This is a genomic window from Kocuria carniphila (assembly GCF_004136555.1).
In the GTDB taxonomy this organism is placed as follows: Bacteria; Actinomycetota; Actinomycetes; order Actinomycetales; family Micrococcaceae; genus Kocuria; species Kocuria carniphila.
Window position 1 is genome coordinate 25,319 of the sequence record NZ_NOIT01000001.1, and the last position, 24,951, is coordinate 50,269.

Annotated in this window: 20 protein-coding genes; 16 read left to right on the forward strand and 4 right to left on the reverse strand. The window is 65.3% G+C overall.

Annotated features, from left to right (window positions below; genetic code table 11):
- Positions 1-49 precede the first annotated feature (49 nt).
- The 13 genes from pyrR to EWV37_RS00180 all read left to right on the forward strand — a co-directional run bounded on the left by pyrR (position 50) and on the right by EWV37_RS00180 (position 15,715).
- Positions 50-697, forward strand: a complete 648-nt coding sequence (gene pyrR / locus EWV37_RS00120) for a bifunctional pyr operon transcriptional regulator/uracil phosphoribosyltransferase PyrR (protein ID WP_129699309.1) — start codon at positions 50-52, stop codon at positions 695-697.
- Positions 694-1,677, forward strand: a complete 984-nt coding sequence (locus tag EWV37_RS00125) for an aspartate carbamoyltransferase catalytic subunit (protein WP_129699311.1) — start codon at positions 694-696, stop codon at positions 1,675-1,677. The genes pyrR and EWV37_RS00125 overlap by 4 nt, the downstream gene beginning before the upstream one ends.
- A gap of 10 nt (positions 1,678-1,687) precedes the next feature.
- Positions 1,688-2,998, forward strand: coding sequence for a dihydroorotase (locus tag EWV37_RS00130; RefSeq protein ID WP_129699313.1), 1,311 nt, complete (start codon positions 1,688-1,690; stop codon positions 2,996-2,998).
- A gap of 39 nt (positions 2,999-3,037) precedes the next feature.
- Positions 3,038-3,535 carry a PH-like domain-containing protein gene (locus EWV37_RS00135; RefSeq protein ID WP_095798015.1) on the forward strand — a complete coding sequence of 166 codons (498 nt, stop codon included), beginning with the start codon at positions 3,038-3,040 and terminating at the stop codon, positions 3,533-3,535.
- A 58-nt stretch (positions 3,536-3,593) separates the two neighbouring features.
- The gene (gene carA / locus EWV37_RS00140; RefSeq protein ID WP_129699315.1) at positions 3,594-4,781 is read left to right on the forward strand and encodes a glutamine-hydrolyzing carbamoyl-phosphate synthase small subunit; all 1,188 of its coding nucleotides are present in this window, start codon (positions 3,594-3,596) and stop codon (positions 4,779-4,781) included.
- Positions 4,781-8,101 (forward strand): carbamoyl-phosphate synthase large subunit, encoded by a 3,321-nt coding sequence (gene carB / locus EWV37_RS00145; protein ID WP_129699317.1) that lies wholly within the window; start codon positions 4,781-4,783, stop codon positions 8,099-8,101. The genes carA and carB overlap by 1 nt, the downstream gene beginning before the upstream one ends.
- 100 nt (positions 8,102-8,201) lie before the next feature.
- On the forward strand, positions 8,202-9,122 hold the full coding sequence (pyrF, locus tag EWV37_RS00150) for an orotidine-5'-phosphate decarboxylase (protein ID WP_095798106.1): 921 nt from the start codon (positions 8,202-8,204) through the stop codon (positions 9,120-9,122).
- Between the two features lie 171 nt (positions 9,123-9,293).
- Positions 9,294-9,608, forward strand: a complete 315-nt coding sequence (mihF, locus tag EWV37_RS00155; RefSeq protein WP_095798012.1) for an integration host factor, actinobacterial type — start codon at positions 9,294-9,296, stop codon at positions 9,606-9,608.
- 143 nt (positions 9,609-9,751) lie between these two features.
- Positions 9,752-10,327 (forward strand): guanylate kinase, encoded by a 576-nt coding sequence (gene gmk / locus EWV37_RS00160; RefSeq protein ID WP_129699319.1) that lies wholly within the window; start codon positions 9,752-9,754, stop codon positions 10,325-10,327.
- 80 nt (positions 10,328-10,407) lie between these two features.
- Positions 10,408-10,851: a DNA-directed RNA polymerase subunit omega gene (rpoZ, locus tag EWV37_RS00165; protein ID WP_095798010.1), complete on the forward strand. Its 444-nt coding sequence runs from the start codon at positions 10,408-10,410 to the stop codon at positions 10,849-10,851.
- 50 nt (positions 10,852-10,901) lie between these two features.
- On the forward strand, positions 10,902-12,125 hold the full coding sequence (coaBC, locus tag EWV37_RS00170; RefSeq protein ID WP_129699497.1) for a bifunctional phosphopantothenoylcysteine decarboxylase/phosphopantothenate--cysteine ligase CoaBC: 1,224 nt from the start codon (positions 10,902-10,904) through the stop codon (positions 12,123-12,125).
- Positions 12,126-12,146: 21 nt separating this feature from the next.
- On the forward strand, positions 12,147-13,352 hold the full coding sequence (gene metK / locus EWV37_RS00175) for a methionine adenosyltransferase (protein ID WP_095798009.1): 1,206 nt from the start codon (positions 12,147-12,149) through the stop codon (positions 13,350-13,352).
- Positions 13,349-15,715, forward strand: coding sequence for a primosomal protein N' (locus EWV37_RS00180; protein WP_238662963.1), 2,367 nt, complete (start codon positions 13,349-13,351; stop codon positions 15,713-15,715). The genes metK and EWV37_RS00180 overlap by 4 nt, the downstream gene beginning before the upstream one ends.
- Here EWV37_RS00180 and EWV37_RS00185 read toward each other — a convergent pair.
- A complete protein-coding gene (locus EWV37_RS00185; RefSeq protein ID WP_129699321.1) occupies positions 15,699-16,163 on the reverse strand; it encodes an OsmC family protein in 465 nt (154 codons plus the stop codon). The two genes, EWV37_RS00180 and EWV37_RS00185, sit on opposite strands and share 17 nt — an antisense overlap.
- A gap of 67 nt (positions 16,164-16,230) precedes the next feature.
- Here EWV37_RS00185 and EWV37_RS00190 point away from each other — a divergent pair, with 67 nt between their 5' ends.
- Entirely contained in the window at positions 16,231-17,700 is a 1,470-nt protein-coding gene (locus EWV37_RS00190; RefSeq protein ID WP_129699323.1) for an amidase family protein, read from the forward strand.
- A gap of 24 nt (positions 17,701-17,724) precedes the next feature.
- On the opposite strand, the gene EWV37_RS00195 is transcribed toward EWV37_RS00190, so the two are convergent.
- Genes EWV37_RS00195 through EWV37_RS00205 form a run of 3 tightly spaced genes read right to left on the reverse strand, consistent with a single transcriptional unit; the run spans position 17,725 to position 21,281 of the window.
- Positions 17,725-19,041, reverse strand: a complete 1,317-nt coding sequence (locus tag EWV37_RS00195; RefSeq protein WP_129699326.1) for a M1 family metallopeptidase — start codon at positions 19,039-19,041, stop codon at positions 17,725-17,727.
- Between the two features lie 30 nt (positions 19,042-19,071).
- The gene (locus EWV37_RS00200) at positions 19,072-20,172 is read right to left on the reverse strand and encodes a glycosyltransferase family 4 protein (protein WP_129699328.1); all 1,101 of its coding nucleotides are present in this window, start codon (positions 20,170-20,172) and stop codon (positions 19,072-19,074) included.
- Positions 20,169-21,281, reverse strand: a complete 1,113-nt coding sequence (locus EWV37_RS00205; RefSeq protein ID WP_238662964.1) for an alpha/beta fold hydrolase — start codon at positions 21,279-21,281, stop codon at positions 20,169-20,171. Before EWV37_RS00205 ends, EWV37_RS00200 begins: the two co-directional genes overlap by 4 nt.
- A 124-nt stretch (positions 21,282-21,405) precedes the next feature.
- On the opposite strand from EWV37_RS00205, the gene leuS reads away from it, so the two are divergent.
- The gene (leuS, locus tag EWV37_RS00210; protein ID WP_129699330.1) at positions 21,406-23,949 is read left to right on the forward strand and encodes a leucine--tRNA ligase; all 2,544 of its coding nucleotides are present in this window, start codon (positions 21,406-21,408) and stop codon (positions 23,947-23,949) included.
- The gene (locus EWV37_RS00215; protein WP_238662965.1) at positions 23,949-24,929 is read left to right on the forward strand and encodes a DegV family protein; all 981 of its coding nucleotides are present in this window, start codon (positions 23,949-23,951) and stop codon (positions 24,927-24,929) included. The genes leuS and EWV37_RS00215 overlap by 1 nt, the downstream gene beginning before the upstream one ends.
- Positions 24,930-24,951: the final 22 nt, after the last annotated feature.

Below are 24,951 nucleotides of genomic sequence, written 5' to 3' on the forward strand. Positions count from 1 at the left end.
AGATCGCAACCTTTAAGTCCGTCCAGTGAGGCGGGGAAGGAGGCGGCACGTGAGCGTGCCCGAACACGGCGAATCATTGCCCGCGACCACGTCGCGCGTGATTCTCTCGACTGCCGACATAGACCGGGCCCTGACCCGGATAGCCCACGAGATCCTGGAGTCCAACAAGGGCACCGCAGGTCTCGTGATTTTGGGCATCGCCCGCCGCGGTTATCCACTGGCCCAGCGTTTGGCCGCCAAGCTCGAACAGACCGACGAGTCGTTCGATGCCCGTACGTCCACCGGACAGTTGGACATCACCATGTACCGCGATGATCTGCGCAAGAATCCCGCGCGGACCCCGCAACCCACCATTATCCCGGACAGTGGCATCGACGGCCGCACCGTGGTGCTCGTGGACGACGTCCTGTTCTCGGGCCGCACTATCCGCGCGGCCCTGGACGCCCTGGTGGACGTGGGTCGCCCCAAGGTCGTGCGCCTGGCCGTTCTGGTCGACCGCGGTCACCGCGAACTCCCCATCCGTGCCGATCACGTGGGCAAGAACCTGCCGACGTCTTCGCAGGAAAAGGTCCGGGTACTGCTGCGCGAATCGGATCCCGAAGAACGCGCGGAGAACCACGAGGACTGCGTGGTCATCGACGCCCCCGTCGCCTCCGATCCTGACGTGGCACGCGCGGAGAAAGGGGTCACCTCGTGAAGCACCTGCTGACCACCGCCGACCTGAGCTACGCCGACGCCCTCAGCATTCTGGACACCGCCGATCAAATGGCCTCCGTGTCCTCACGTTCCGTGAAGAAGCTGCCCGCCCTGCGCGGTCGCACCGTGGTCAACCTGTTCTTCGAGGACTCCACCCGCACCCGCATTTCTTTCGAAACGGCCGCCAAGCGACTCTCGGCGGACGTGATCAATTTTTCCGCCAAGGGGTCCTCGGTCTCCAAGGGTGAATCCCTCAAAGACACCGCGCAGACGCTGATGGCCATGAGCGCGGACGCCGTGGTCATCCGCCACGGTGCCTCGGGCGCACCCCAGCAGCTCGCGTCGTCGGGCTGGATCGACGCCGCCGTGGTCAACGCCGGTGACGGCAAGCACGAGCACCCCACCCAGGCATTACTGGATGCGATGACCCTGCGGCGGGTGCGCGCGCGTCGCGAGGACCGGCCCAGCACGGGCATGGACCTGGAAGGTATGCACGTGGTGATCGTGGGGGATGTGCTGCACTCCCGCGTGGCCCGCTCCAACGTGTGGCTGCTCAACACCCTGGGAGCGCGCGTGACCTTCGTGGCACCCCCCACGCTGTTGCCCGTGGGCATGGGTCACTGGCCGTGCGAGGTCTCCTACGACCTGGACGAGGTACTCGCGCAACGTCCTGACGCGGTGATGATGCTCCGGCTGCAGAGCGAACGCATGAACGCCGCGTTCTTCCCGAGCGAGCAGGAGTACACGCGTGCGTGGGGATTGACCCCGGAACGTGTTGCCGCACTGGACGCGATGGATGCGCCCACCGTGATCATGCACCCGGGACCCATGAATCGCGGCCTGGAAATCTCGTCCGAAGCGGCTGATTCACCCCGGTCCACCGTGCTGGCCCAGGTGGCCAACGGTGTGTCCGTGCGCATGGCCGTGTTGTTCCTGTTGCTCTCGGGAGACGAGAGCACCCCGTCCCTCTCCGACAATTGAAGGTGACATCGTGAGTTCCTTTCTCATCAGCACTGTGAGCCCCGAGGGCTCGGACCCCGTTGACCTTCTGATCGTGGACGGCGTGATCCAGGCCGTGGGCGAGCCCGGCTCCCTGGAGACCCCGGACGATGTCACCGTGGTGGACGGCACCGGACTCATTGCCTTGCCCGGCCTGGTGGACATGCACACCCACTTGCGCCAGCCCGGCCACGAGGATGCCGAAACGGTCGACACCGGAACCCGCGCCGCGGCCAAGGGCGGTTACACCGCGGTCTTCGCCATGGCGAATTCCAAGCCCGTGGCGGACACCGCCGGTGTGGTGGAGCAGGTCTGGCAGCTCGGTCAGGACGCCGGCTGGGCGGACGTGCACCCCGTGGGCGCCGTAACCGTTGGGTTGGAGGGCCAACAGCTGTCCGAGATTCGTGCCATGGCCGAATCCCGCGCTCAGGTGCGGATGTTCTCGGATGACGGCAAGTGCGTCCACGACCCCGTACTCATGCGCCGCGCCCTGGAATACGTGAAGTCCTTCGACGGACTGGTCGCCCAGCACGCCCAGGAACCGCGCCTGACCGAGGGCGCGCAGATGAACGAGGGTGTCGTCTCGGCGGAACTCGGGCTGACCGGTTGGCCGGCCGTGGCGGAGGAAGCCATCATCGCCCGAGACGTCCTGCTGGCCCAGCACGTGAACTCCCGGTTGCACATCTGCCACCTCTCGACCAAGGGCTCGGTGGAGATCGTGCGCTGGGCCAAGGAACGCGGCATCAACGTGACCGCGGAGGTCACCCCGCACCACCTGCTTCTCACCGAAGAACTGGTGCGCACCTTCGACCCGGTTTACAAGGTCAACCCGCCGCTGCGCACCGATGAGGACGTCATGGCGCTGCGCGAGGCCGTGGTGGACGGCACGATCGACGTGATCGGCACCGACCACGCTCCCCACACCATTGAGGACAAAGAATCCGAGTGGAGCTGCGCCGCGATGGGCATGACCGGTCTGGAGACCGCACTGTCCGTTGTGCAGAAGACCCTGGTGGACACCGGAATGATCGACTGGTCGACGGTGGCCAGGATCACCTCGCGCCGCCCGTCCGAGATCTTGCGTCTGCGGGATCAGGGTGGCGCACTCGAGGCCGGCGCTCCCGCCAACATCACGCTGTGGAATCCGGCGGGGGAGACCCCGGTCAATCCGGAAACGCACGTGTCCAAGGGTCGCAACAGCCCCTACAAGGGCATGCCGCTTCCGGGCAGCGTGAGCGCAACCTTCTACCGGGGCCACCCCGTGGTCCTGGACGGAGAGCTCAACTCGCCGCTGTCCTCCTGAGACCCGCTCCGACCCGTATCACGAAAGGCAACCCCGTCCATGTCTGACAAGCTTCTCCCCACGCTCCTCGCGATCCTGATCGTGGTGGTGCTCTTCGCCCTGGTGTGGTGGGGGTGGCGTGGCCGCATTCGACGCCAGTCGGACGTGCCCCAGTTGCCGCAGGCACCCGTTGACCTGCTGGATCGGCTCGTGACCCGAGCGGACGGCATGTACGTGGTGACCACCTACACGGCCCAGCCGCTCGAGCGGATCGCGATTCACGGCCTCGGAGTGCGCTCCAACGCTGAGGCGATCGTCGCCGAGGACGGCGTGCTGATCAACCGTCAGGGCGCTCAGGACGTCTACATCCCCCGCGAGCAACTGCGCTCGGTGGCCACCGCCTCCGGAATGGTCGGCAAGTTCGTTGAACGTGACGGCCTGGTCGTGTTCACGTGGGAACTCGGCGAGACCGTGGTCGACACCGGCTTCCGCGCACGCAACGGCGAGGAATCCCGCGAACTCGAGAACGCGGCGTCGGCCCTCGTGAACGCCCACTGAATCAGCTTCCGTTGCGCCCAGCGCATGTAGTTTTTCATGAAAAGGAAAGGAGTTCTTCGTGAACTCACACCCCCTTCAACCGTCCGTCCTGGTGCTCGAGGACGGCCGCGTGTTCCGCGGCCGTTCCTGGGGCGCTCCCGGCAACACCTTTGGTGAGGCCGTGTTCGCCACCGGAATGACCGGCTACCAGGAAACGCTGACGGACCCCTCCTACGCGGGCCAGATCGTCATCCAGACCGCACCGCACATCGGCAACACCGGCGTCAACGAGCAGGACGCCGAGTCCCGCAAGATCTGGGTCAACGGTTTCGTGGTGCGCGACCCGGCGCGCCGCGCATCCAACTGGCGCTCCGAGCGCAGCCTGGACGACGAGCTCGCCGCCCAGGACATCGTGGGTCTGCAGGGTGTGGACACCCGCGCTCTCACGCGTCACCTGCGCGACAAGGGCGCAATGCGTGCCGGCATTTTCGCCGGCGACGACGCCGCTCGGCCCGTGTCCGAGCTGGTCCAGCTCGTCAAGGACCAGCCCACCATGGAGGGTCGGAGCTTGGCCGAGTCGGTCAGTATCGACGAGGCCTACGTGGTGGAACCGGCCGGTCACGGCTGGGATGGCCCGGTCAAGCACGACCTGGCCGCCGTAGACCTGGGCATCAAGGGCATGACCCCGCAGCGTTTCGCGGAGCGCGGTGTGCGCGTGCACGTGCTGCCCGCGACCACCACGTTCGAGGACATCACGAACCGCAACGTGGACGGTGTGTTCTTCTCCAACGGTCCGGGCGACCCGGCGACCGCGGATCACCAGGTGGCGCTGCTGCGCGAGGTCCTGGACGCCAAGATCCCGTTCTTCGGAATCTGTTTCGGCAATCAGCTGTTGGGCCGCGCCCTGGGCTTCGGCACGTACAAGCTGCCCTTCGGCCACCGCGGCATCAACCAGCCCGTCATGGACCTGACCACGGGCAAGGTGGAAATCACCTCTCAGAACCACGGGTTCGCCGTGGACGCGCAGGTGGGGGAGACGGTGACCGCTCCCGAATCCCGTTACGGCCGCACTGAGGTGTCTCACGTGGGGCTCAACGACAACGTGGTGGAGGGCATCCGCTGCCTGGATCTGCCGGCCTTCTCGGTGCAGTACCACCCCGAGGCCGCCGCGGGTCCGCACGACGCCGCCTACCTTTTCGACCGCTTTATCGACGTGATGGACCGGGCCGCTCAGGGCACCGCGACTCAGGAAGCAGGACAGCGCTAATGCCCCGTAGGCAAGATCTGAACAGTGTTTTGGTGATCGGTTCCGGCCCCATCGTGATCGGGCAGGCCGCCGAGTTCGACTACTCGGGCACCCAGGCGTTGCGCGTGCTCAAGGACGAGGGCATTCGCGTGATCCTCGTGAACTCGAACCCCGCGACCATCATGACGGACCCCGAGTTCGCTGACGCCACCTACGTGGAACCGATCACCCCCGAGGTGGTCGAGAAGATCATCGAGAAGGAACGTCCCGACGCCGTTCTGCCCACCCTGGGTGGCCAGACCGCGCTCAATACCGCGCTGGCACTGGATGCGAACGGTGTGCTGGACAAGTACGACGTCGAACTGATCGGCGCGGACGTCGAGGCCATCAACCTGGGCGAGGACCGCGAGGCGTTCAAGGGCGTGGTGGAGCGCTGCGGCGCGGAATCCGCCCGCTCGGTGATCGTCCACTCCATGGACGAGGCCCTGGCCGCCGCCGAAACCCTCGGCTACCCCATGGTGGTCCGCCCGTCCTTCACCATGGGTGGACTGGGCTCCGGCATGGCCTACAACGAGGCCGACCTGCACCGTATCGCCGGCGCCGGCATCCAGTACTCGCCCACCTCCGAGGTGCTGCTCGAAGAATCCATCCTCGGATGGAAGGAATACGAGCTGGAGATGATGCGCGACGCCAACGACAACGTGGTGGTCGTGTGCTCGATCGAGAACGTGGACCCCGTGGGCGTGCACACCGGTGACTCGATCACCGTGGCCCCCGCGTTGACCCTGACCGACGTGGAATACCAGCGGATGCGCGACATCGCGATCGCCGTGATCCGCGAGGTGGGCGTGGACACCGGCGGCTGTAACATCCAGTTCGCCGTGGAGCCGGACACCGGTCGCATCGTGGTCATCGAAATGAACCCGCGTGTCTCCCGTTCCTCGGCGCTGGCCTCCAAGGCCACGGGCTTCCCGATCGCCAAGATCGCGACCAAGCTCTCGCTGGGCTACACACTGGACGAGATCCCCAACGACATCACGCAGAAGACCCCGGCGAGCTTCGAGCCGACGCTGGACTACGTGGTCGTCAAGGTTCCGCGCTTCGCGTTCGAGAAGTTCCCGGCCGCGGATCCGACACTGACCACCACCATGAAGTCGGTGGGCGAGGCCATGGCCATCGGTCGTAACTTCACCGAGGCGCTGCAGAAGGCATTGCGCTCCCTCGAGCAGAAGGGATCGTCCTTCGACTTCACCAAGCCCGCGGTGGAGGCCGGCCCCAACACCGTGGCCCGGCTGGTGGAACGCACCAAGGAGACCACCATGGAGCGCTTACGCAACGTGCAGCAGGCGCTGTTGGCCGGTGCCACGGTGGAGCAGGTTTTCGACGCGACCGCGATCGACCCGTGGTTCTTGGACCAGCTCCAGCTCCTCAACGAAACCGCCGAGCTGATCCGAGAGGACCGCGATCTGCGCCCCGAGACGCTGCGCGAGGCCAAGCGCCACGGCTTCTCCGACGCGCAGATCGGTGAACTCGTGCACCTGGACGAGGCCGTGGTGCGCGGTATCCGCCACGCCCTGGACATCCGTCCGGTGTTCAAGACCGTGGACACGTGTGCGGCCGAGTTCGAGGCGTTCACGCCGTACCACTACTCGAGCTACGACGAAGAGAACGAGATCGCCCCGCACGACAAGCCGTCGATCATGATCCTCGGTTCGGGACCCAACCGCATCGGTCAGGGCATCGAGTTCGACTACTCGTGTGTGCACGCCTCCATGGTGCTGCGTGAGGCCGGGTACGAGACCGTCATGGTCAACTGCAACCCGGAGACGGTTTCCACCGACTACGACATCTCCACTCGCCTGTACTTCGAACCGCTCACGTTCGAGGACGTCATGGAGATCGTGGAGGCCGAACGCCGCAGCGGTGGCCTCATGGGTGTGTTCGTGCAGTTGGGCGGCCAGACCCCGCTCAAGTTGGCCGCCGATCTGAAGGCCGCGGGTGTGCCCATTCTGGGGACCACCCCCGAGGCCATCGATCTGGCGGAGGACCGCGGCGAATTCGCCCGCGTGCTCCACCAAGCCGGTCTGCGCCAGCCCAAGAACGGCACCGCCTCCACCTTCGAGGAGGCGAGTGTGATCGCCAACGACATCGGATACCCGGTGCTCGTGCGTCCCTCGTACGTGCTCGGCGGCCGCGGCATGGAAATCGTCTACGACGAGGACTCACTGCGCCGCTACCTCGAGAACGCGACCGAGGTGAGCGCCAACCGCCCCGCGCTGATCGACAAGTTCCTGGAAGATGCCATCGAGATCGACGTGGACGCGCTCTTCGACGGCAAGGAAGTGTACGTGGGCGGCGTGATGGAGCACATCGAGGAGGCCGGTATTCACTCCGGTGACTCCGCGTGCGTGCTCCCGCCGGTCACGCTCGGCCCCGAGGTCGTGCAGCGTGTCCGCGAAGCTACCGCGGACATTGCCCGCGGCGTGGGCGTCAACGGCCTGATCAACATCCAGTTCGCCCTGGCATCCAACATCCTCTACGTGATCGAGGCCAACCCGCGCGCCTCCCGGACCGTGCCGTTCGTGTCCAAGGCCACCGGCGTGCAGTTGGCCAAGGCCGCCGCGCTCATGGGCACGGGTCGTTCCATTGCCCAGCTGCGGGACGAGCACGTGCTGCCGTCCAAGTACGACGGCGCGGACCTCCCGGTGAACACCCCGGTCGCCGTGAAGGAGGCCGTGCTGCCCTTCGCCCGCTTCCGTACCGCCGAGGGTTCCGTGGTGGATTCGCTGCTGGGTCCGGAGATGCGCTCGACCGGTGAGGTCATGGGCATCGACAAGTACTTCGACACCGCGTTCGCCAAGGCCCAGGCCGCCGTGGGAGGGCCGTTGCCGACCTCCGGGCGCCTGTTCGTCTCGGTGGCCAACAAAGACAAGCGCTCCGCGGTCATCTACGTGAAGATGTTCTCGAACCTCGGTTTCGAGATCGTCTCCACGGGCGGCACCGCCGATGTGCTGCGCCGCAACGGCATCGAATCCACCGTGGTCTCCAAGATCACGGACGCCCCCGAGGGGGAGGATTCCGTGGCGGACTGGATCACCGACGGCAAGATCGACCTGATCTTCAACACGCCTTCCGGCGGGCAGAAGGCACGCAGCGACGGCTACCAGATCCGCGCGGCGGCCACGTCCATCGGTGTGCCGATCATGACCACGGTGTCCGAGCTCGGTGCCGCGCTGCAGGCCATCACGGCGCAGCGGCAGTACTCGTGGTCGGTCAACAGCCTGCAGGTGCACGAGAAGAACCTGCGCGACGCCGTCCTCGCCGGGGAAGCGCGTGGCTGAGCAGGGAACACATCGAGCGGGTGACGACGCCGCGGCGTCGTCACCCGCGCCCGGGTCGCCCGAGGCATCGACCGCGGCCCGTGCGCCTTTCGGGACACGACTGCGCGAGGCCATGCTCAGGCACGGTCCGCTGTGCGTGGGCATCGACCCCCACCCGGCGTTGCTGGACGCTTGGGGACTGCCGTACTCGGTCGCGGGCCTGGAGAAATTCTCCTTGACCGTGGTCGAGGCGGCCGAGGGCCACGCGGCCACCCTGAAACCTCAGGTGGCGCTGTACGAGGCGTTCGGATCGGCCGGCATGGCGGTGCTCGAACGTGTGCTGAAGGAATCCCGCGAGGCCGGGGTCCTGAGCATTGCCGATGCCAAGCGCGGTGACATCGGGTCGACCATGGCCGCCTATGCGACGGCGTGGCTTTCCGATGATTCGCCGCTCGCGGCGGACTCCGTGACGCTGAGTCCGTACCTCGGGTTCGAATCTTTGCGGCCGGCCCTGGATCTCGCCCGCGAAACGGGCCGCGGAACCTTTGTCCTTGCGTTGACATCAAATCCCGAGGGCGCGAGCGTTCAGCACGTGGGAGGTGCTGAATCGGTGGCGAAGACAATCCTGAAAGCTGTACAGCACGAAAATCTTCGGAATACCGCTGCTACCTCGGTAAATAGCGTGTCGGGCGTCACAGAGAACCGTGCCGAACGGACATCACTGGTAAATCGTGACCAAATCGTTATAAATGGTAAAAATAATACTCTGGGATGTTGCGGAGTGGTTATTGGTGCCACCGTCTCGGATGCCCTCTCACAACTGCAGATAAACCTCCAGGGCTTCAACGGCCCGATCCTTTCCCCGGGTTATGGGGCCCAGGGGGCCGATGCACACGCGGTGGCCGAGGTGTTTGGCCAGGTCAGCGGGAATGTTCTTGCTAATTCATCCCGGGGTGTCTTACGCCATGGTCCGGACGTTTCCGCATTGCGTTCAGCAATGCAGCGAGCCGGTGATGAACTTAGCGCTGCCCTTTATGGATGAATCGCTTCTCTGAAAGAGGCTGAAACACCACAGAAAACCCTGATCAGGGGCTATTCGTGGTGTTTACGGCTTTATTAATGTCGGGTACTTTTCCGATAGCGGCTACCCCCCAGATCCGCTACTGCAGGCGTGTGGGAGCGCACGCAGAGCAACCAGAGGAGAGAGATCCATATGGCATTACGTCCATTGACAGATGAAGAGAGAGCGCGGGCACGTGAGAAGGCGACTGCAGCGCGAACAGTGCGGGCGGAGGTGAAGAAAGCACTGCGTGAGGGCACCATGACCGTGGCCGAGGTTCTGCAACGCGGCGACAGCGATGAAGCCGTGAGCCGACTGAAGGTCACGGATCTGCTCGAAGCCACCCCCGGAATCGGAAAGGTCCGATCGGCGGCCATCATGGACCAGATCGGTATCGCACGAACCCGTCGGGTGCGTGGTTTGGGGCAGCACCAGCGACGTGCATTGATCGACTACCTTGACCGGTGAGTCGAGATCCACACCGGCGGAGCATTCGGTGAGCAGCGGCACATTGTTGTGAACGCAGCTGTTTGATCCCATGGATTGACCCGTTGGTACAGTGGCGGAACAGGTTTTCACCTGTTCCGCCACTTCTTTTTCCGGAGGTCCACGTGCCCGTCAAACCCACCGTCACCGTGCTGGCTGGACCCACGGCGGTCGGCAAGGGCACCGTGTCCACCTACATCCGCGATCACTACCCGCAAGTGTGGTTGTCGGTTTCGGCCACCACGCGTGCGGCTCGTCCCGGTGAGGTGGACGGTGTGCACTACTTCTTCGTCTCGGACGAAGAGTTCGATTCCATGGTGGCCAACAACGATTTGTTGGAGTGGGCCGTGGTGCACAATTCGCACCGCTACGGCACACCTCGGCAAAAGGTGGACCAAGCGTTGGCCCAGGGCAGAAGCGTGTTGTTGGAGATCGACCTGCAGGGCGCGCGTGAAATCAAGCGCACCCTGCCGTCCGCTCAGTTCGTGTTCTTGGCCCCGCCCAGCTGGGAAGAAATGGTGGCGCGATTGGTCGGTCGTGGGACCGAAACACCGGAGCAGCAGCAGCGACGGCTGGAAACAGCTAAAGTAGAGCTTGCGGCGCAACCAGAATTCGATCACACGGTGATCAATGACCGCGTGGAATGCGCCGCCGCTGAACTTGTAGAGCTCATGGGGTTGCCCGCCCAGACGCGGGACTGACCGCTGATCACCACGCACCCAGCCCACACGGCCAGGAGCCTACCCATTACCAAGAAGTCCATGACAGGAGTCATTCACTCGTGAGCACGAATTACGAAGGCATCGTCAACCCGCCCATCGACCGGTTGCTCGGCAAGACCGATTCCAAGTACGGGCTGGTCATCTTCGGTGCTCGGCGTGCCCGTCAGATCAACGCGTACTACTCGCAGTTGCACGAGGGCCTGTTCGAGTACGTGGGTCCGCTCGTGGACACCCAGCTCAACGAGAAGCCGCTGTCTATCGCGTTCCGCGAGATCGACGAGGACCTGATCGAGACCACCGAGGTCGATCACGCGGGCTTCTCCGCCAACGGCCAGCTCGTGACCGAGGAAGCAGCGTCCGCTGACGTCTTCGGCGGCGACTTCTTCGCTCAGGGCACCGACGAGGCCTCCGCGCCCATGTTCTCCGACAGCGCCGAGGTGGCCCCGGAAGAAGTCGTTGAGGTCGAGGAGGTCGTCGAGACCGAGGAACCCACCGACAAGTGACGGTTCCGCACGCTTCGGGTACCCCCGTTCACTCCCAATCGACCGCGCCGTTGCGCGTGGTCCTGGGCGTGGGCGGGGGTATCGCCGCATATAAGGCTGCACTGCTGACGCGCTTGTTCACCGAGGTCGGCCATCACGTGGTGCCCATGCCCACCGCGGCCGCGCTTGAATTCGTGGGGGCACCCACGTGGGAGGCGCTCACGGGGGAGCCGGTCTCCACGTCCGTCTTCGATCGCGTGGACACCGTCAATCACGTCTCCCAGGGGCAGCAGGCGGACCTGGTGGTCATCGCACCGGCCACCGCGGACCTGATGGCCAAGATCGCCCACGGCCTGGCGGACGACCTGTTGACGACTACGGTCCTGGCCTCCCGGGCGCCTGTCGTGCTGGCCCCGGCCATGCACACGGAGATGTGGCTCAACCCCGCAACCCAACGCAACGTGGCGCTGCTGCGCGAGCACGGGCACACGGTCATCGACCCGGATACGGGCCGGTTGACGGGTAAGGACAGCGGGCCGGGCAGGCTTCCCGAGCCCCAGCGAATTTACGACGCCGCTCTGGCCGTTCTCGTGCACGGCACCGAAGCGGCGTCGTCGGGCCCGCTGGCCGGGCGTCGAGTCCTGATCACGACGGGAGGAACCCGCGAGGCGCTGGACCCCGTGCGTTTCCTGGGCAATCGGTCTTCGGGCAAACAGGGGATCGCGCTGGCCAAGTCCGCCCGGGACGCGGGAGCCACCGTGCATCTGATCGCGGGACATGTGGAGACCGAGCTGCCGAGCGGCGTCGAGATCTCGAACGTGTCCTCCGCCCTGGAACTCCACGACGCGACGCGCGACGCCGCTGAGCAAGCGGACGTCGTGATCATGGCGGCTGCCGTGGCGGATTATCGACCCGTGTCGGTCGGGGAGCACAAGATGAAGAAGACCGAGGACGGCACGGACCCCGTCATCGAGCTCACCCGCAATCCGGACATCCTGCGCGCCCTCGTGGACGATCGCAAGAACACGGGCCGCGAGCAGCTGATCGTGGGATTCGCGGCGGAAACCGGTGACGGCGAGCACTCCGTACTGGACTTCGGCCGGGCCAAACTGCAGCGCAAGGGCTGTGACCTGCTGGTCGTGAACGAAGTGGGTACGTCCAAGGTGTTCGGCCAGGACGCGACCGAGGTCACGGTGCTGTCTGCGCACGGCACCGAGGACGCTCACGCCGCCGGCTCCAAGGCCGAGGTGGCGCAATTCATCGTGGATCGTGTGGGCCTCGAACTGGGAGTCTGAGTGGACGGGTAGTCTTGGACGGTGACCGAATCTAGCCCCCACCTGAGAATTTTCACCTCCGAATCAGTGACGGAGGGACACCCGGACAAAATCTGTGACCAGATCTCGGATTCCATCCTGGACGCCCTGCTCACCGAGGATCCCGAGTCCTCGGTGGCCGTGGAGACCATGGTGACCACCGGACTGGTTCACGTGGCCGGTGAAGTCAAAACCAAGGCGTACGTGGAGATCCCGCACATCGTGCGCAAGTGCCTCCTGGACATCGGCTACAACTCGTCCGTGCACGGCTTCGACGGCGAGTTCTGCGGCGTGTCGATCAGCGTTGGCGAGCAGTCCAGTGAAATCCACGACGGCGTGTACAACTCCCTGGAGAGCCGTTCCGGTGTGGCCAAGGATCCGCGTGACATTCAGGGCGCAGGGGACCAGGGCCTGATGTTCGGCTACGCGTCGGACGAGACCGATGTGCTCATGCCCGCACCGATCTCCGTTGCCCACCGGTTGTCCGAGCAGCTCACCCGCGTGCGCAAGACGGCCGTGCTGCCGAACCTCCGCCCGGACGGTAAGACCCAGGTGACCCTGGGCTACGACGGGCACACTCCCGTGTCCGTGGAAACCGTGGTCGTGTCCTCGCAACACGCCGAGGGATATGACCTGAATCAGCTGGCCACCGACATCTCTCAGTCCGTGATCGACCCGGTGCTCGCCGATTCCGGCCTGGACCTGTCCAACACCAAGATCATCGTGAACCCCGCGGGCAATTTTGTCCGCGGTGGCCCCGTGGGTGACGCAGGTCTGACCGGCCGCAAGATCATCGTGGACACCTACGGCGGTATGGCCCGCCACGGCGGCGGTGCGTTCTCCGGTAAGGACCCGTCCAAGGTGGATCGTTCCGCCGCGTATGCCATGCGCTGGGTCGCCAAGAACGTGGTGGCCGCGGGTCTGGCGCGCCGAGCCGAGGTGCAGGTTGCCTACGCGATCGGTCAGGCGCACCCGGTGGGTCTGTACGTGGAGACCTTCGGCACCGAGACCGTGGACCCGCAGCGCATCGAGAAGGCCATCCTGGAGGTCTTCGACCTGCGACCGTTGGCCATCATCGAGGACCTGAACCTCAAGCGCCCCATTTACGCCAAGACCGCGGCGCACGGTCACTTCGGCCGCACTGACCCCGATTTCACCTGGGAGCGCACCGACCGCGTCGAAGCGTTGCGTTCCGCCGCGGGACTGTGAGCGAGCGTTCCGGGCCGGGGGCAGTTCCCGACCCGGACGCCGCCCCGGAGCAACTCTCCCTGGACGGGTTGCCCGAACCTTCACCCGCACCCAAGAAATCTGTCCTTCCGGTGGGGGCTGAAGGCCCGGCACCCGAAAACCCCATTGCCAAGGTGTTGTTGGACGCCTATGTTCCCCACCTTGATCGGCTCTTCGACTACCGCGTGAGCGCCGGTCTCGACCCGGACGCCGTGGTGGGTGCCAAGGTCTCCGTTCCTTTCTCCGGCCGCCTGATGACCGGATGGATCGTGGACCGCGTTGCCGAGTCCGACGTGACCGGTCGTCTCTTGAGCATCCGCAAGGTGCTTTCTCCGTTGCCCGTGCTCAAGCCGGGGATCGTGGAGCTGGCCCAGGCCGTGGCCGCCCGCTCTGCCGGAACCGTATCGGATGTATTGCGTGTAGCCGTGCCACCGCGAGTGGCACGTATCGACAAGGAAATGCTGGCGCGGCGCAAGGCGGCAGCGGCCGAAGAATCCGAGGCGATATCGGCAACGGACGACACAACCGAACACGACGCTGACGCCTACGCCGCCGACGTGGCGCACGGCGATCCCCAAGCCGGCGAGCTCGGGCCGTCGGATGCCGAAGACGTGAAGCCTTCGGGCGACGTCGACAATGCGGCCGAAACTACCGAGGCGACCGACGCGGAGAAACCCGACCCAGCGACGTCGGCGGGGGAGCAGGCCGACGCGCCGGTCACCGTGCCTCGTGAACTCTGGCGTCACTACGACGGCGGCCCCGAGTGGCTCACCGCGGCCACGGAGGGAGCTCCGGCCCGTGCTGTGATCGAGGTGTTGCCGTCCCCGGAGGACCACGACTGGGCCCTGTTGACGGCATCCGCCATGGCGGCCACCTATGAGGCCGGGCACGGAGCGTTGGCCGTGGTGCCCGACTACAAGTCGCTCGAGCGCCTGGCAGCGGCTCTCGAATCGCTAGTGGGATCTGACCGTGTCGTGCGACTGCACGCCGACGACGGCCCAACGCCGCGATACCGGGGCTACATGGAGCTGTGCCTGGGCTACAAACGCTTGGCGATCGGCACGCGTTCCGCCGCCTACGCACCCGTTGAGGACCTGCGCCTGGTGTGTTGTCACGACGACGGCGACACAAGCTATGTGGAACAACGCGCGCCGTATCAGCACACGCGAGACGTCTTGTTGCTACGCGCCCAGCAGGAAGACACGGCGGCGTTGTTCACGGGCTACAGCGTGAGTCCGGAGGCACAACGCCTCATCACCACGGGCTGGGCGGCCCACCTGCGTCCCGAGCGGGCGACCCTGCGCACGCACTCACCGAGGGTCGAGTCGACATCGGACTCGTTCAATCTGTCGCGCGATCCCATGGCCGCGCGAGCGAGGTTGCCGCACGAGGCGTTCCGGGTGGCTCAGCAGGCCCTCGCCAAGGGGCCGGTACTCGTTCAGGTGGCACGACGCGGCTATGCGCCTTTCGTGGCGTGCGAGCGCTGCCGGACGCCCGCGCGATGCCGAGGCTGCGGGGGATCGTTGTCGCTGCGTTCAGGACGCGAGGCTCCCGTGTGTACGTGGTGCGGTCGCAACGCCCACGGCTGGCAGTGTCAGGAATGCGGTTTTCAACGCCTGCGGCTGAGCAAGGTCGGGGCGCTGCGCACAGCCGAGGAGCTGGGGCGCGCGTTCCCGCAGGTTCCCGTCATTTCTTCGAGTGCCGAACACGTCCGAGCAAATGTGGGCTCCGAGCCCGCGCTGGTCGTGGCGACGCCCGGCGCGGAACCGGTCGCCGAGGGTGGCTACGCGGCGGCCCTGCTGTTGGACGGCAACGAGATGCTGGCGCGGCCGTGGCTGCGCGCCGAGGAACAGACCCTGCGCCGCTGGTTCAATGCGGCGGCACTCGTGCGGTCTTCATCGAAGGGTGGGACCGTGGTCGTGACCGCTGACCATGATCAGGCGGTGGGTGCCCTGGTTCGCTGGGACCCGTCGGGCCACGCCTATCGTCAACTGCAGGAACGTCACGAGCTGGGCCTACCACCAGCAGTACGGACCGCAGCCCTCACCGGCCCGCGGGACGCGCTGACCGCAACCCTGCGCGACCTCGACCTGCCGTCGCAGGTCAACGTGGTAGGCCCCGCGCCCATGAAAGATCAGGTGGGTGGCTGGTCCGACGAGGGCGATCCGGGGACCCTGGCCGGCCTCGCGACCGAGGATGAGCCGCAGTACCGGGCGCTATTGTTCTTCGGCTTCGGGATCGCTCCGCGCATCACTGCGGCATTGCGGGCCGAGAAGGCCCGTGCCTCCGCGCTGCGGGAGCACGCGGTGGTCAATGTGCGTTGCGATATCACTGATCTGTTGTAGTTGGGCCGCCACCCAGGTTGACGTCGGTCTCGAACGCCACGGGGGTTCCGTGTTCTACCGTGCGTGAGACGGTGCAGTACTTGTCGTGCGAGAGCTTCACCAGTCGGTCGACCAGCCCGGCGGCCTTGCGCCCGCCCTCGTCATCGGGGAACGACAGGTTGAAGGAGAGGTTCAGGTCCTCCAGATGACTTCCACCGTTTTCTTCCGCGATTTTGTTACCGCTGGCCTCGACCTTGAATTCCGTGGGCTCGGAACTACGTGAGGTAACGGTATCCACGTCGATGGATGAGCACCCCGCGATGGCGGCCAGGAGCAGTTCCACCGGGGACATCAGGTCCTCGCCACGGCCGAAAGTGACTTCGACACCGGCCGCATTGCGGGCGACGTAGCGGTTGGTGGCTTCACGAGTTAGTTCGATGGAATGCGTGGGGTTCTGGTGATTGCTCATGACGTCATGATCTCACCGGCAACTGTTATGAGACAGAATGTGGTTCACCATACGAAGGAGACTGACGATGACGACAGACAACCCGACTTCCAGCGATTCACCGACGGTAGGTGCAGATCTGGGTGATCAACTATGGCGGTGGAATGCGACCGAGTTGGCTCGTGCAATCGCCACAGGGCTCATCTCCAGCAGAGAAGTTGTCGAGAGCTGTCTGAGCCGCATCGAAGACGTCAACCCGCATCTCAACGCACTGGTTGAGGTGCGACCAGAGGACGCGCTTTCGCTGGCCGACGCCGCCGATCGTCAGCGTTCGTCCGGTGCTCAGCTGGGACCCCTTCATGGGGTTCCGGTTGCCACCAAAGTGAATTCGGACGTAGCGGGTTATGCCACCACGGACGGCATTCCGGCGTTCAAGGACTCCGCGGCGAAACAAGACAGTCCGCACGTTGCGAGTTTGCGCCGAGCTGGTGCTGTGATCATGGGCCGTAGTAACTCTCCGGCCTTTGCCTACCGCTGGTTCACCAACAATGATCTGTACGGCAGGACGCTCAACCCATGGGACTCCTCGCGGACCCCGGGCGGCTCAAGTGGCGGGGCGGCCTCTGCCGTCGCTTCAGGTATGGTGCCGATCGCAGGGGGTAACGATATCGGAGGGTCGGTACGGTATCCCGCATACGCCTGCGGTGTGGTTGGTCTGAGGCCCACCGTTGGTCGCGTGGCGCAGACATACCAGTCGGATGAAGTTGATTCATCATTGTCCGTGCAAATCATGGCCGTTCAAGGTCCACTTGCGCGCAGTGTTGAAGATGTTCGTCTCGCGATGAAGGCCCTCGAAGATTTCAGTCATCGGGACCCGGCATTCGTTCCCGGTGCACGAGCTGCCAAACTCCCCGGGCATCGTCCGCGTGTCGGGCTCGTCCGAGATTTCGGCGTCGCTGCTCCTTCTTCTGCGGTCAACACATCATTGGAGTCGGCTGCGGACTACCTCTGCGACGCGGGGTATGTCGTCGAAGAGATCGAGTTGCCCGTTCTGGCTGAGGCCTACCGATTGTGGTACTTGCTCTGTATGGAGGAGTTCCGGTTGGCGATGCCTCTGGTCGATGAGGTCGGTGATGACGGCATGAAAAAGGCCGCCGAGCATTACTATGCAGTCGCCCAGGAATGGTGGGGGAACAAACCCAGTCTTGACCAGTTCATTGCTGGTTACGCGCGCCGGGGCACACTGATTCGTCAACTCGGCGGGATCCTCGAGTCCCACCCGCTAATTCTCCTGCCGGTCTCATCGGAGCAAGCCTTCGAGCAGGACGCAGACATCGCCAGCGTCGAGAGCATGCGCCGGCTGATGGGCGCTCAGGCCTCCATGATGGCGATTCCCGTTTTGGGTTTTCCCGCGATGTCCGTGCCCACGGGTGTGGTCGATGGGTTGCCAACCGGGGTACAACTTTTGGGCAGGCGATTCGACGAGGACACACTTCTGGACGCAGCCACCGTCATCGAGGCACACGCTGGAACATTCACCCCGATTGGGCCTCGCTGAGACAAACTACCGCTCAGGGAAGCGTTAACTCGTCTCAGGCAGCGCCGGCAGCTTCTTCTCGAACAGCCAGTCATGCAGCAGGGGCTCCACGGGGCGTCCACTGACCTTGGAGGCCAGCGCCAAGAAATCGGTCGTGGTGACGTTCGAGCACCGGTTCTGGCCGGTCCACCGCTGCAGGATCGTGAAGAAGGTCTGATCGCCCACGGCCATCCGCAGCGCGTTCAGTGTGAGTGCGCCGCGCACGTAGACGCGGTCGTCGAACATTTTCTTCGGACCGGGGTCCCCGATCACCACTTTCTGCTTCGACCCGGACAGCTCCGCATGGGCAGACAGCGCTTCTTCGTGGGCCGAGCGGCGACCGGAGGCCTCGGACCACACCCACTCCGCGTAGTGGGCGAAGCCCTCGTTGAGCCAAATGTCGGACCAGGAGGCTGGGGTCAGCGAATTGCCGAACCACTGGTGGGCCATTTCGTGGGCAATGAGCCGTTCGGACTCCCACGACTCGGTCATATGATTGGGGCCGAAAATCGACAGCGGTTGCGATTCGAGCGGAATTTCCAGTTCATCGTCGGTCACGACCACGCCGTAGTAGCCGAACGGGTACGCCCCGAACCGTTGTTCGAACACGGACATCATCGCGTGCTGTTTCGCCAACACATGCTGAGCCTGTGACCACAGGTGTTCACCGCAGGCCAGCGTCAGCGGAACGCGCGCCGGGGGATAGGACCCGGGTTCCACGGACCCGCGCCGGTACTGACCCATTTGCACGGTGGCCAAGTAGGTCGCCACCGGTTCGCGGGATTCCCAGGTCCACGCCGTGCGCGGACCGCGAGAATCCACCGAGACCAGCTCGCCGTTCGAAATCGCCGTGTAGTCGGAGTCCACCAGCACCGTGACCCGGAACGTCGCCTTCTGACTCGGATGGTCGTTGCACGGGAACCACGTGTCGGCACCGACTGGCTGCCCGGCGACCAGAACGCCGTCGGAAAGCTCCTCCCACCCGATGTCGCCCCACGCGCCAGAGGCCGGGGTCGGCGTTCCCCCGTAGTGGATCTCGAGCGTGAGCGCCTCGTCCACGGAAAATCGCTCGCGAGCGTCCACCACCAGTTTGGTCTTCGCCTGTTTGAACGAACTGGGCTGACCGTTGACCAGCACCCGCTCCACCGTCAGCCCCTCAAGATCCAGGGACAGCGCCGAACAGTCCTCCAGGACCCGGGCGTCCAACACGGCTCGCGCTCGCAGTGTGTTGGGCAGGATGTCGTAGTCGAGATCCAGGTCGTAGTGCGTGACGCGCACCTCGGACGTGCCCGACTGAGGCGTGTAGGAATCCAAGTAACTCATGGTGCTCCTTCCCCGGAACTGACGCCCGGTTCAACCGCGCTGATGCAGTTCGATCGCGAGCTCCAGGAGCCGTCGGGCGGAATCCGCCCACGTATGGGCGCGTACCCGTTCCAGTCCCCCCAGGACCCGTTCCTGTGCGAGCTGCGGATCGGCGAGCTCGCGCACCCGGGTGGCGAACGCGGCGGCGTCGTCGGCGGGTGCGTACCCTGCGGCGCGGCCGGCCACCTCCCGAAAAATCGGTGTGTCCGAACAGACTACGGGAGCCCCGGCTGCGAACGCCTCGATGAGCGGTAAGCCGTAGCCTTCGGCGCGCGAGGCCGTCTGCAGGGCGGCGCACGAGGACAGCAGGTCCTGGTACTCGGCGTCGGTCACCCCGCGGTGGAAGACCACGTTGTCGGCGGGGCCCGCGAGCGCACGCAGTTCCTTTTCCCGCGCCGGCGAAATCCGGGACAGCACGTGCAGCGTGTGGTCGGGCAGCTGCCCGGCCGCGCGCAGCAGGGTCTCCACGTTCTTGTACGGCAGGAACGAACCCATGTAGAGCAGGTCCGTGCCGCGCGTTGCGAGCCTGGCGAGCGCCTCGCCGTCGGACACCGCCGCCGACGACGCCGCATTGGGCACCACGCGCACGTCCCGTTTGGTCAGGCGGTGGGCCAGGATCTGCTCGCGAGAAGTCTCGGAAACCGTGACCACGGCGTCGGCTCGGTTGAGCGCGACCCGCTGCGGCCACCACGCCTTGTGATAGGCCCGCCACCCCCATTGAATGGGCAGCGGCAGATCCGAGGGCGGCTGGGGATGTTCGTAGTAGATCAGGTCGTGAAGGGTCAGGATCAACTTGTACCGGCGGCCCAGCGAACCCATGGTCTGCATGGGGGAGAAGACCACGTCCGGGCGGTAACGATTGAGCTCAAGCGAGGTGAGAACTTCGGCGGGTGAGGTCACCGACGGCCCGGTGAGGTGGGGGAGTTCAGGGACATGCTCCAGCTGGGCGGGGTCGCTGATCAGCGCGGCCAAGCGGACTCGGGGATCGTCACGGGTCAGTTCGGCCAGCGCAGTGAGGAGCTCGGCGCTGTAGCGGCTGATGCCGTCGTGGTGGTCGGTGCGGATGTAGCGGGCGTCGAAAAGGAACTTCACGGGTGCTCATCACCGGCACTGCGGTCGTCACGGTCGCGGCGCTCGCGGAAGGCCTGCTGTGCGGCTTGTTCGCGGGCGAGCTGGTCCTGGCGAATGATCGGGGTCATGCCGGTGAGTTGGTCGGGCGTGGACTCGGTGGTGTCCGCGAGCGGTAGCTGGTCATGAACGTCCAGGGGCTCCGGAGCGGGAGAGGAAAGGAAATCATTAATGTACTCGGCCGCGAGGACCGGAGCCTCGTAGTGGATCAGGTGACCGGTCTCCGGAATGATTTCCAGGCGGTGGCTGCGGATCCAGGAAGCCATGGTCTCCTGGGACTGCACGGAACCCAGATCGTCCTCGGCACCCACGATCAGCAGGGTGGGCATGGTCAGCTGCATGGCGACCTCGGCCACGGTGCCGGAAACGGACGCCTGGTACGCCTCGTGGAGGACATCGCGGTTGGCGAAGGTCGAGAAGTAGGACTCGTGCTGGCGCAGTGCGTACTTCTTGACCTCGGGGTCCTGGGATTTGACCATCACATCCGTCATGAGCTTCACCACGGACCCGGACGACAGCAGCTTGGAGCCCAACGCGCGGGGCAACTTCTTGCCCACACCGTAGTAGAGCTCGGTGAGTTTGGTCAGCCCCTTGTGCTGGCCGTCCAGGGCCGGCTCGGAAATCGGGTTAATGAGCACGAGCCGCTGCACCATGGACGGGTAATCCACCGCGAAATGCGAGGCAATGATGGAGCCGAAGGAATGGCCGACCACAATGATGCCGCTGCCGCTGTTCGGGGACACCGCACCGTCGGTCAGAGCCGTGATGAAGTCCCGTGCGAAGTCCACGTAGTTCGGGATGTTGTGTTCACGCGCCGGGAAGGGTTCCGAGCGACCGAAACCCGGCAGATCGGGCACGACCACGTGGTACTTATCACGCAGCTCGGTGGCGATCAGTTGCAGACCGTGGTGGTCCCCGCGGAAACCGTGAAACATGACAATGAGCGGTTTGTGCTGTTTGTCGGCGTCGTAGAACCAGTACCTGACCTTGTATCCGTCCAGTTGAACGCTGCGACGTTCGGCGTACGGATTATCCACGGTGACCTCCAAGTCATGGGCGAGCAGCGGGTCCATGGTAACCGTCCGGCCCGGGAGCACGCCGCAGTTGCGGTGCTGGTCTAAACTGGCGGGAGATCCCCATGTCATTCCGCGTGGAATCACCATGCCAGCGGTTGCCGCCGGTCAGGGCGGCGCGTGAATGACTCAACTATGTGATGTGAAGGCGAGGCACGTGAGCGCGCAGAACACCCCGGAGACGGGGACCGAGTACGACGTCCAGCGAATAGAGGCCGCATGGCCTCAGTTCTGGGACGAACAGCAGGTGTACAAGCCCCTCGACGACGGTTCCAAGCCCCGGCGCTACGTGCTGGACATGTTCCCCTACCCCTCCGGTGACCTGCACATGGGTCACGCGGAGGCCTTCGCCATGGGCGATGTGGTGGCCCGTTACTGGAAGCACCGCGGCTATGACGTGATGCACCCCATCGGCTGGGACTCGTTCGGTCTGCCGGCGGAGAACGCCGCGATCAAGCGCAACACCCACCCCGCGGAGTGGACCTACCGCAACATCGACACGCAGAAGAAGTCTTTCCAGCGCTACGCGATCAGCGCGGACTGGACGCGGGAGATCCACACCTCGGATCCCGAGTACTACCGCTGGACCCAGTGGCTGTTCCTGCAGTTCTACAAGCACAACCTGGCCTACCGGAAGGACTCGCCGGTCAACTGGTGCCCCACGGACCAGACCGTGCTGGCCAACGAACAGGTCGTCAACGGACTGTGCGAGCGCTGCCATACCCCGGTGACCAAGAAATCCCTGAACCAGTGGTACTTCAAGATTACGGATTACGCGGACCGGCTCCTGGACGACATGAAGGAGTTGGAGGGCCACTGGCCCGATCGCGTGCTGGCCATGCAGCGCAATTGGATCGGCCGGTCCGAGGGCGCGCACGTGAACTTCGTGATCGAGGGCGCCCCGGCCGAGGGTGCGGATGCCTCCGACACCTCCGGTCGCACCGTCACTGTGTTCACCACCCGACCGGACACCCTCTACGGCGCCACGTTCTGCGTGGTCGCCGCGGATGCCGCGATTGCCGGTGAGATCGTCGACGACGAGCACCGGGCCTCCCTGGAGGAATACCAGGAGAACATCAAAGCGCTCTCGGACATCGACCGTCAGGCCACCGACCGCACCAAGACCGGTGTGTTCCTGGGCCGCTACGCGGTCAACCCCCTCAATGGCGAGAAGCTGCCTGTGTGGGCCGCGGACTACGTGCTGGCCGATTACGGCACCGGCGTGATCATGGCCGTTCCCGCCCACGATCAGCGTGACCTGGACTTCGCCCGTGAATTCGACCTGCCCGTGCGCGTGGTCGTGGACACCGGTGAAGAAGACCCCGCCGTCTCCGGCGTGGCCACCACCGGTGACGGCCAGTTGGTCAACTCCGGCCCGCTGGACGGTCTGCCCAAGGCTGAGGCCATCACCCAGGCCATCGACATCGTGCGCGAGGCCGGTACCGGCGAGCGCTTCATCAACTACCGCCTGCGTGACTGGCTGTTGTCCCGCCAGCGCTTCTGGGGCGCGCCCATCCCCATCATTCACTGCGAGGCGTGCGGAGAGGTGCCGGTCCCCGAGGACCAGCTGCCCGTGAAACTGCCCGAAAACCTGCGCGGCGAGGAACTCTCGCCCAAGGGACAGTCCCCGCTCGCGGCGGCGTCGGACTGGGTGAACGTGACCTGCCCCGAGTGCGGCGGGCCCGCCAAGCGCGATACCGACACCATGGACACGTTCGTGGATTCGTCCTGGTACTACCTGCGTTTCGCCTCGCCCAATGACCAGAACGCCCCGTTCGATCGCGACGAGGTGGACCGCTGGTTGCCCGTGGATCAGTACGTGGGCGGTGTGGAGCACGCGATCCTGCACCTGCTGTACAGCCGGTTCTTCACCAAGGCCCTCTACGACTTTGGCCTGATTGGTTTCCAGGAACCGTTCAAGGCTCTGCTCAATCAGGGCCAGGTGCTCAACGGCGGCAAGGCGATGTCCAAGTCATTGGGCAACGGCGTGGACCTGGGTGAACAGTTGGACGCCTTCGGTGTGGATGCCGTGCGCCTGACCATGGTGTTCGCCTCCCCGCCCGAGGACGACGTGGACTGGGCGGACGTGTCCCCGCAGGGTTCGCAGAAGTTCCTGGCCCGCGCGTGGCGTCTGGCCCAGGACAGCACCGCCGGCCCGGATGCGGACTTCTCCGCCGGTGACAAGGCGCTGCGCAGCGTGACCCACCGGACCATTGCCGACGCCACGCAGCTGCTGGATTCCGGCAAGTTCAACGTGGTCATCGCCCGCACCATGGAGCTGGTCAACGCCGTGCGCAAGGCCATCGACAGCGGCCCCGGTGCCAAGGATCCCGCCGTGCGCGAAGCAGTGGAGGCCGTGGCCATCCTGCTCTCCCTGGTGGCGCCCTATACCGCCGAGGACATGTGGCACGCGCTCGGCCACGAGGATTCCGTGGTGCTCGCACCGTGGCCCGAGGTGGACGAGGCTCTGCTCGTGGACGACACGGTCACCGCCGTGGTCCAGATCAAGGGCAAGGTCCGCGATCGCCTGGAAGTTGCCGCGGACATTTCCGAGACCGACCTCGAGGCCGCAGCACTGGCCTCGGAGACCGTCCAGCGACACATCGGTGACGCCACGGTCCGGAAGGTCATTGTGCGCGCGCCCAAACTCGTGAATATCGTGGTGTGATGAACCCTCACAGCGAACAGCGCCCGTCACCCGGATCTACGCCGGGGGACGGGCGCTGTCCCGTTCCCGGGGCCAAGGTCGCGGTGGTCACGGACAACGCCGCCGCACTTCCCGCCGCATGGCGGGCCGAGTTCGAGGCCTCGGGGGTGTTCTCGAGCGTTGAGTTGCCGGTTCTGATCGGCGGTCAGCTCTACACCGAGGACGAGGCGGACATGCTCTCGTCCCTGGTCATCGCGCTCGCGGAAGGTCGGCCGGTGACGACCTCCAGGCCGGCCCCGGGGCAATTGCGCAAGATCTACGAGGCCTTCCAGTCCGCGGGGTTCGAGGCGATCGTCTCGGTCCACCTGTCGGCGGAGCTGTCCGGCACCCTGGGCGCGGCGCGGATCGCGCGCCAGGACATCGACATTCCCGTTCGTCTCGTGGACACCCACAGCGCCGCGCTCGGGCAGGGCCTGGGCGTGCGGGCTGCGGTCCAGGCCACCTTGGCGGGGCAGGGGATCGACGACGTCGCCGCGGCCGCCTCCGCTGCCTCGGCCGAGGCTCAAGTGCTGATCCAGGTGAACTCGCTGGAGACGCTGCGCCGGGGTGGGCGGATCAACCCGACCTCGGCGATGCTGGGGACCATGCTGCAGATCAAGCCGCTGCTGTCCCTGCACGAGGGCAAGATCGTGACCGTGGAGCGGCCGGTGTCTGCGATCAAGGCGCGCGGCCGCTTTATGACGCTCGTGGGGGATGCGCTGGCCCACTCCGAGGCGTCGACTCCCGTGCTGTGTATTCACCACGTGTCCGATCCCCATGGCGCTCGGGAGATCGGGGAAACCCTGGTGGACCGGTACCGCCCGGATGCCCAGCTGATCCTGAGCGAGTTGCCCGCGGTGTTGAGCGCACACGTGGGGTTGGGGACCAAGGCCGCGATCGTGGAGGGCCCGACGAGTCGACCCATCGCGCACGGCAACCGGGCTGCACCGGCGGAGTCCTGACTCTTTTTCCGCCACGGTGATC

Bases quoted from the DNA above. Each gene is read 5' to 3' on its own strand.
- EWV37_RS00135 (WP_095798015.1), top strand. From the start codon at position 3,038: ATGTCTGACAAGCTTCTCCCCACGCTCCTCGCGATCCTGATCGTGGTG.
- carB (WP_129699317.1), top strand. From the start codon at position 4,781: ATGCCCCGTAGGCAAGATCTGAACAGTGTTTTGGTGATCGGTTCCGGC.
- mihF (WP_095798012.1), top strand. From the start codon at position 9,294: ATGGCATTACGTCCATTGACAGATGAAGAGAGAGCGCGGGCACGTGAG.
- EWV37_RS00185 (WP_129699321.1), bottom strand. From the start codon at position 16,163: ATGAGCAATCACCAGAACCCCACGCATTCCATCGAACTAACTCGTGAA.
- EWV37_RS00190 (WP_129699323.1), top strand. From the start codon at position 16,231: ATGACGACAGACAACCCGACTTCCAGCGATTCACCGACGGTAGGTGCA.
- EWV37_RS00195 (WP_129699326.1), bottom strand. From the start codon at position 19,041: ATGAGTTACTTGGATTCCTACACGCCTCAGTCGGGCACGTCCGAGGTG.
- EWV37_RS00205 (WP_238662964.1), bottom strand. From the start codon at position 21,281: ATGGACCCGCTGCTCGCCCATGACTTGGAGGTCACCGTGGATAATCCG.
- leuS (WP_129699330.1), top strand. From the start codon at position 21,406: ATGACTCAACTATGTGATGTGAAGGCGAGGCACGTGAGCGCGCAGAAC.
- EWV37_RS00215 (WP_238662965.1), top strand. From the start codon at position 23,949: ATGAACCCTCACAGCGAACAGCGCCCGTCACCCGGATCTACGCCGGGG.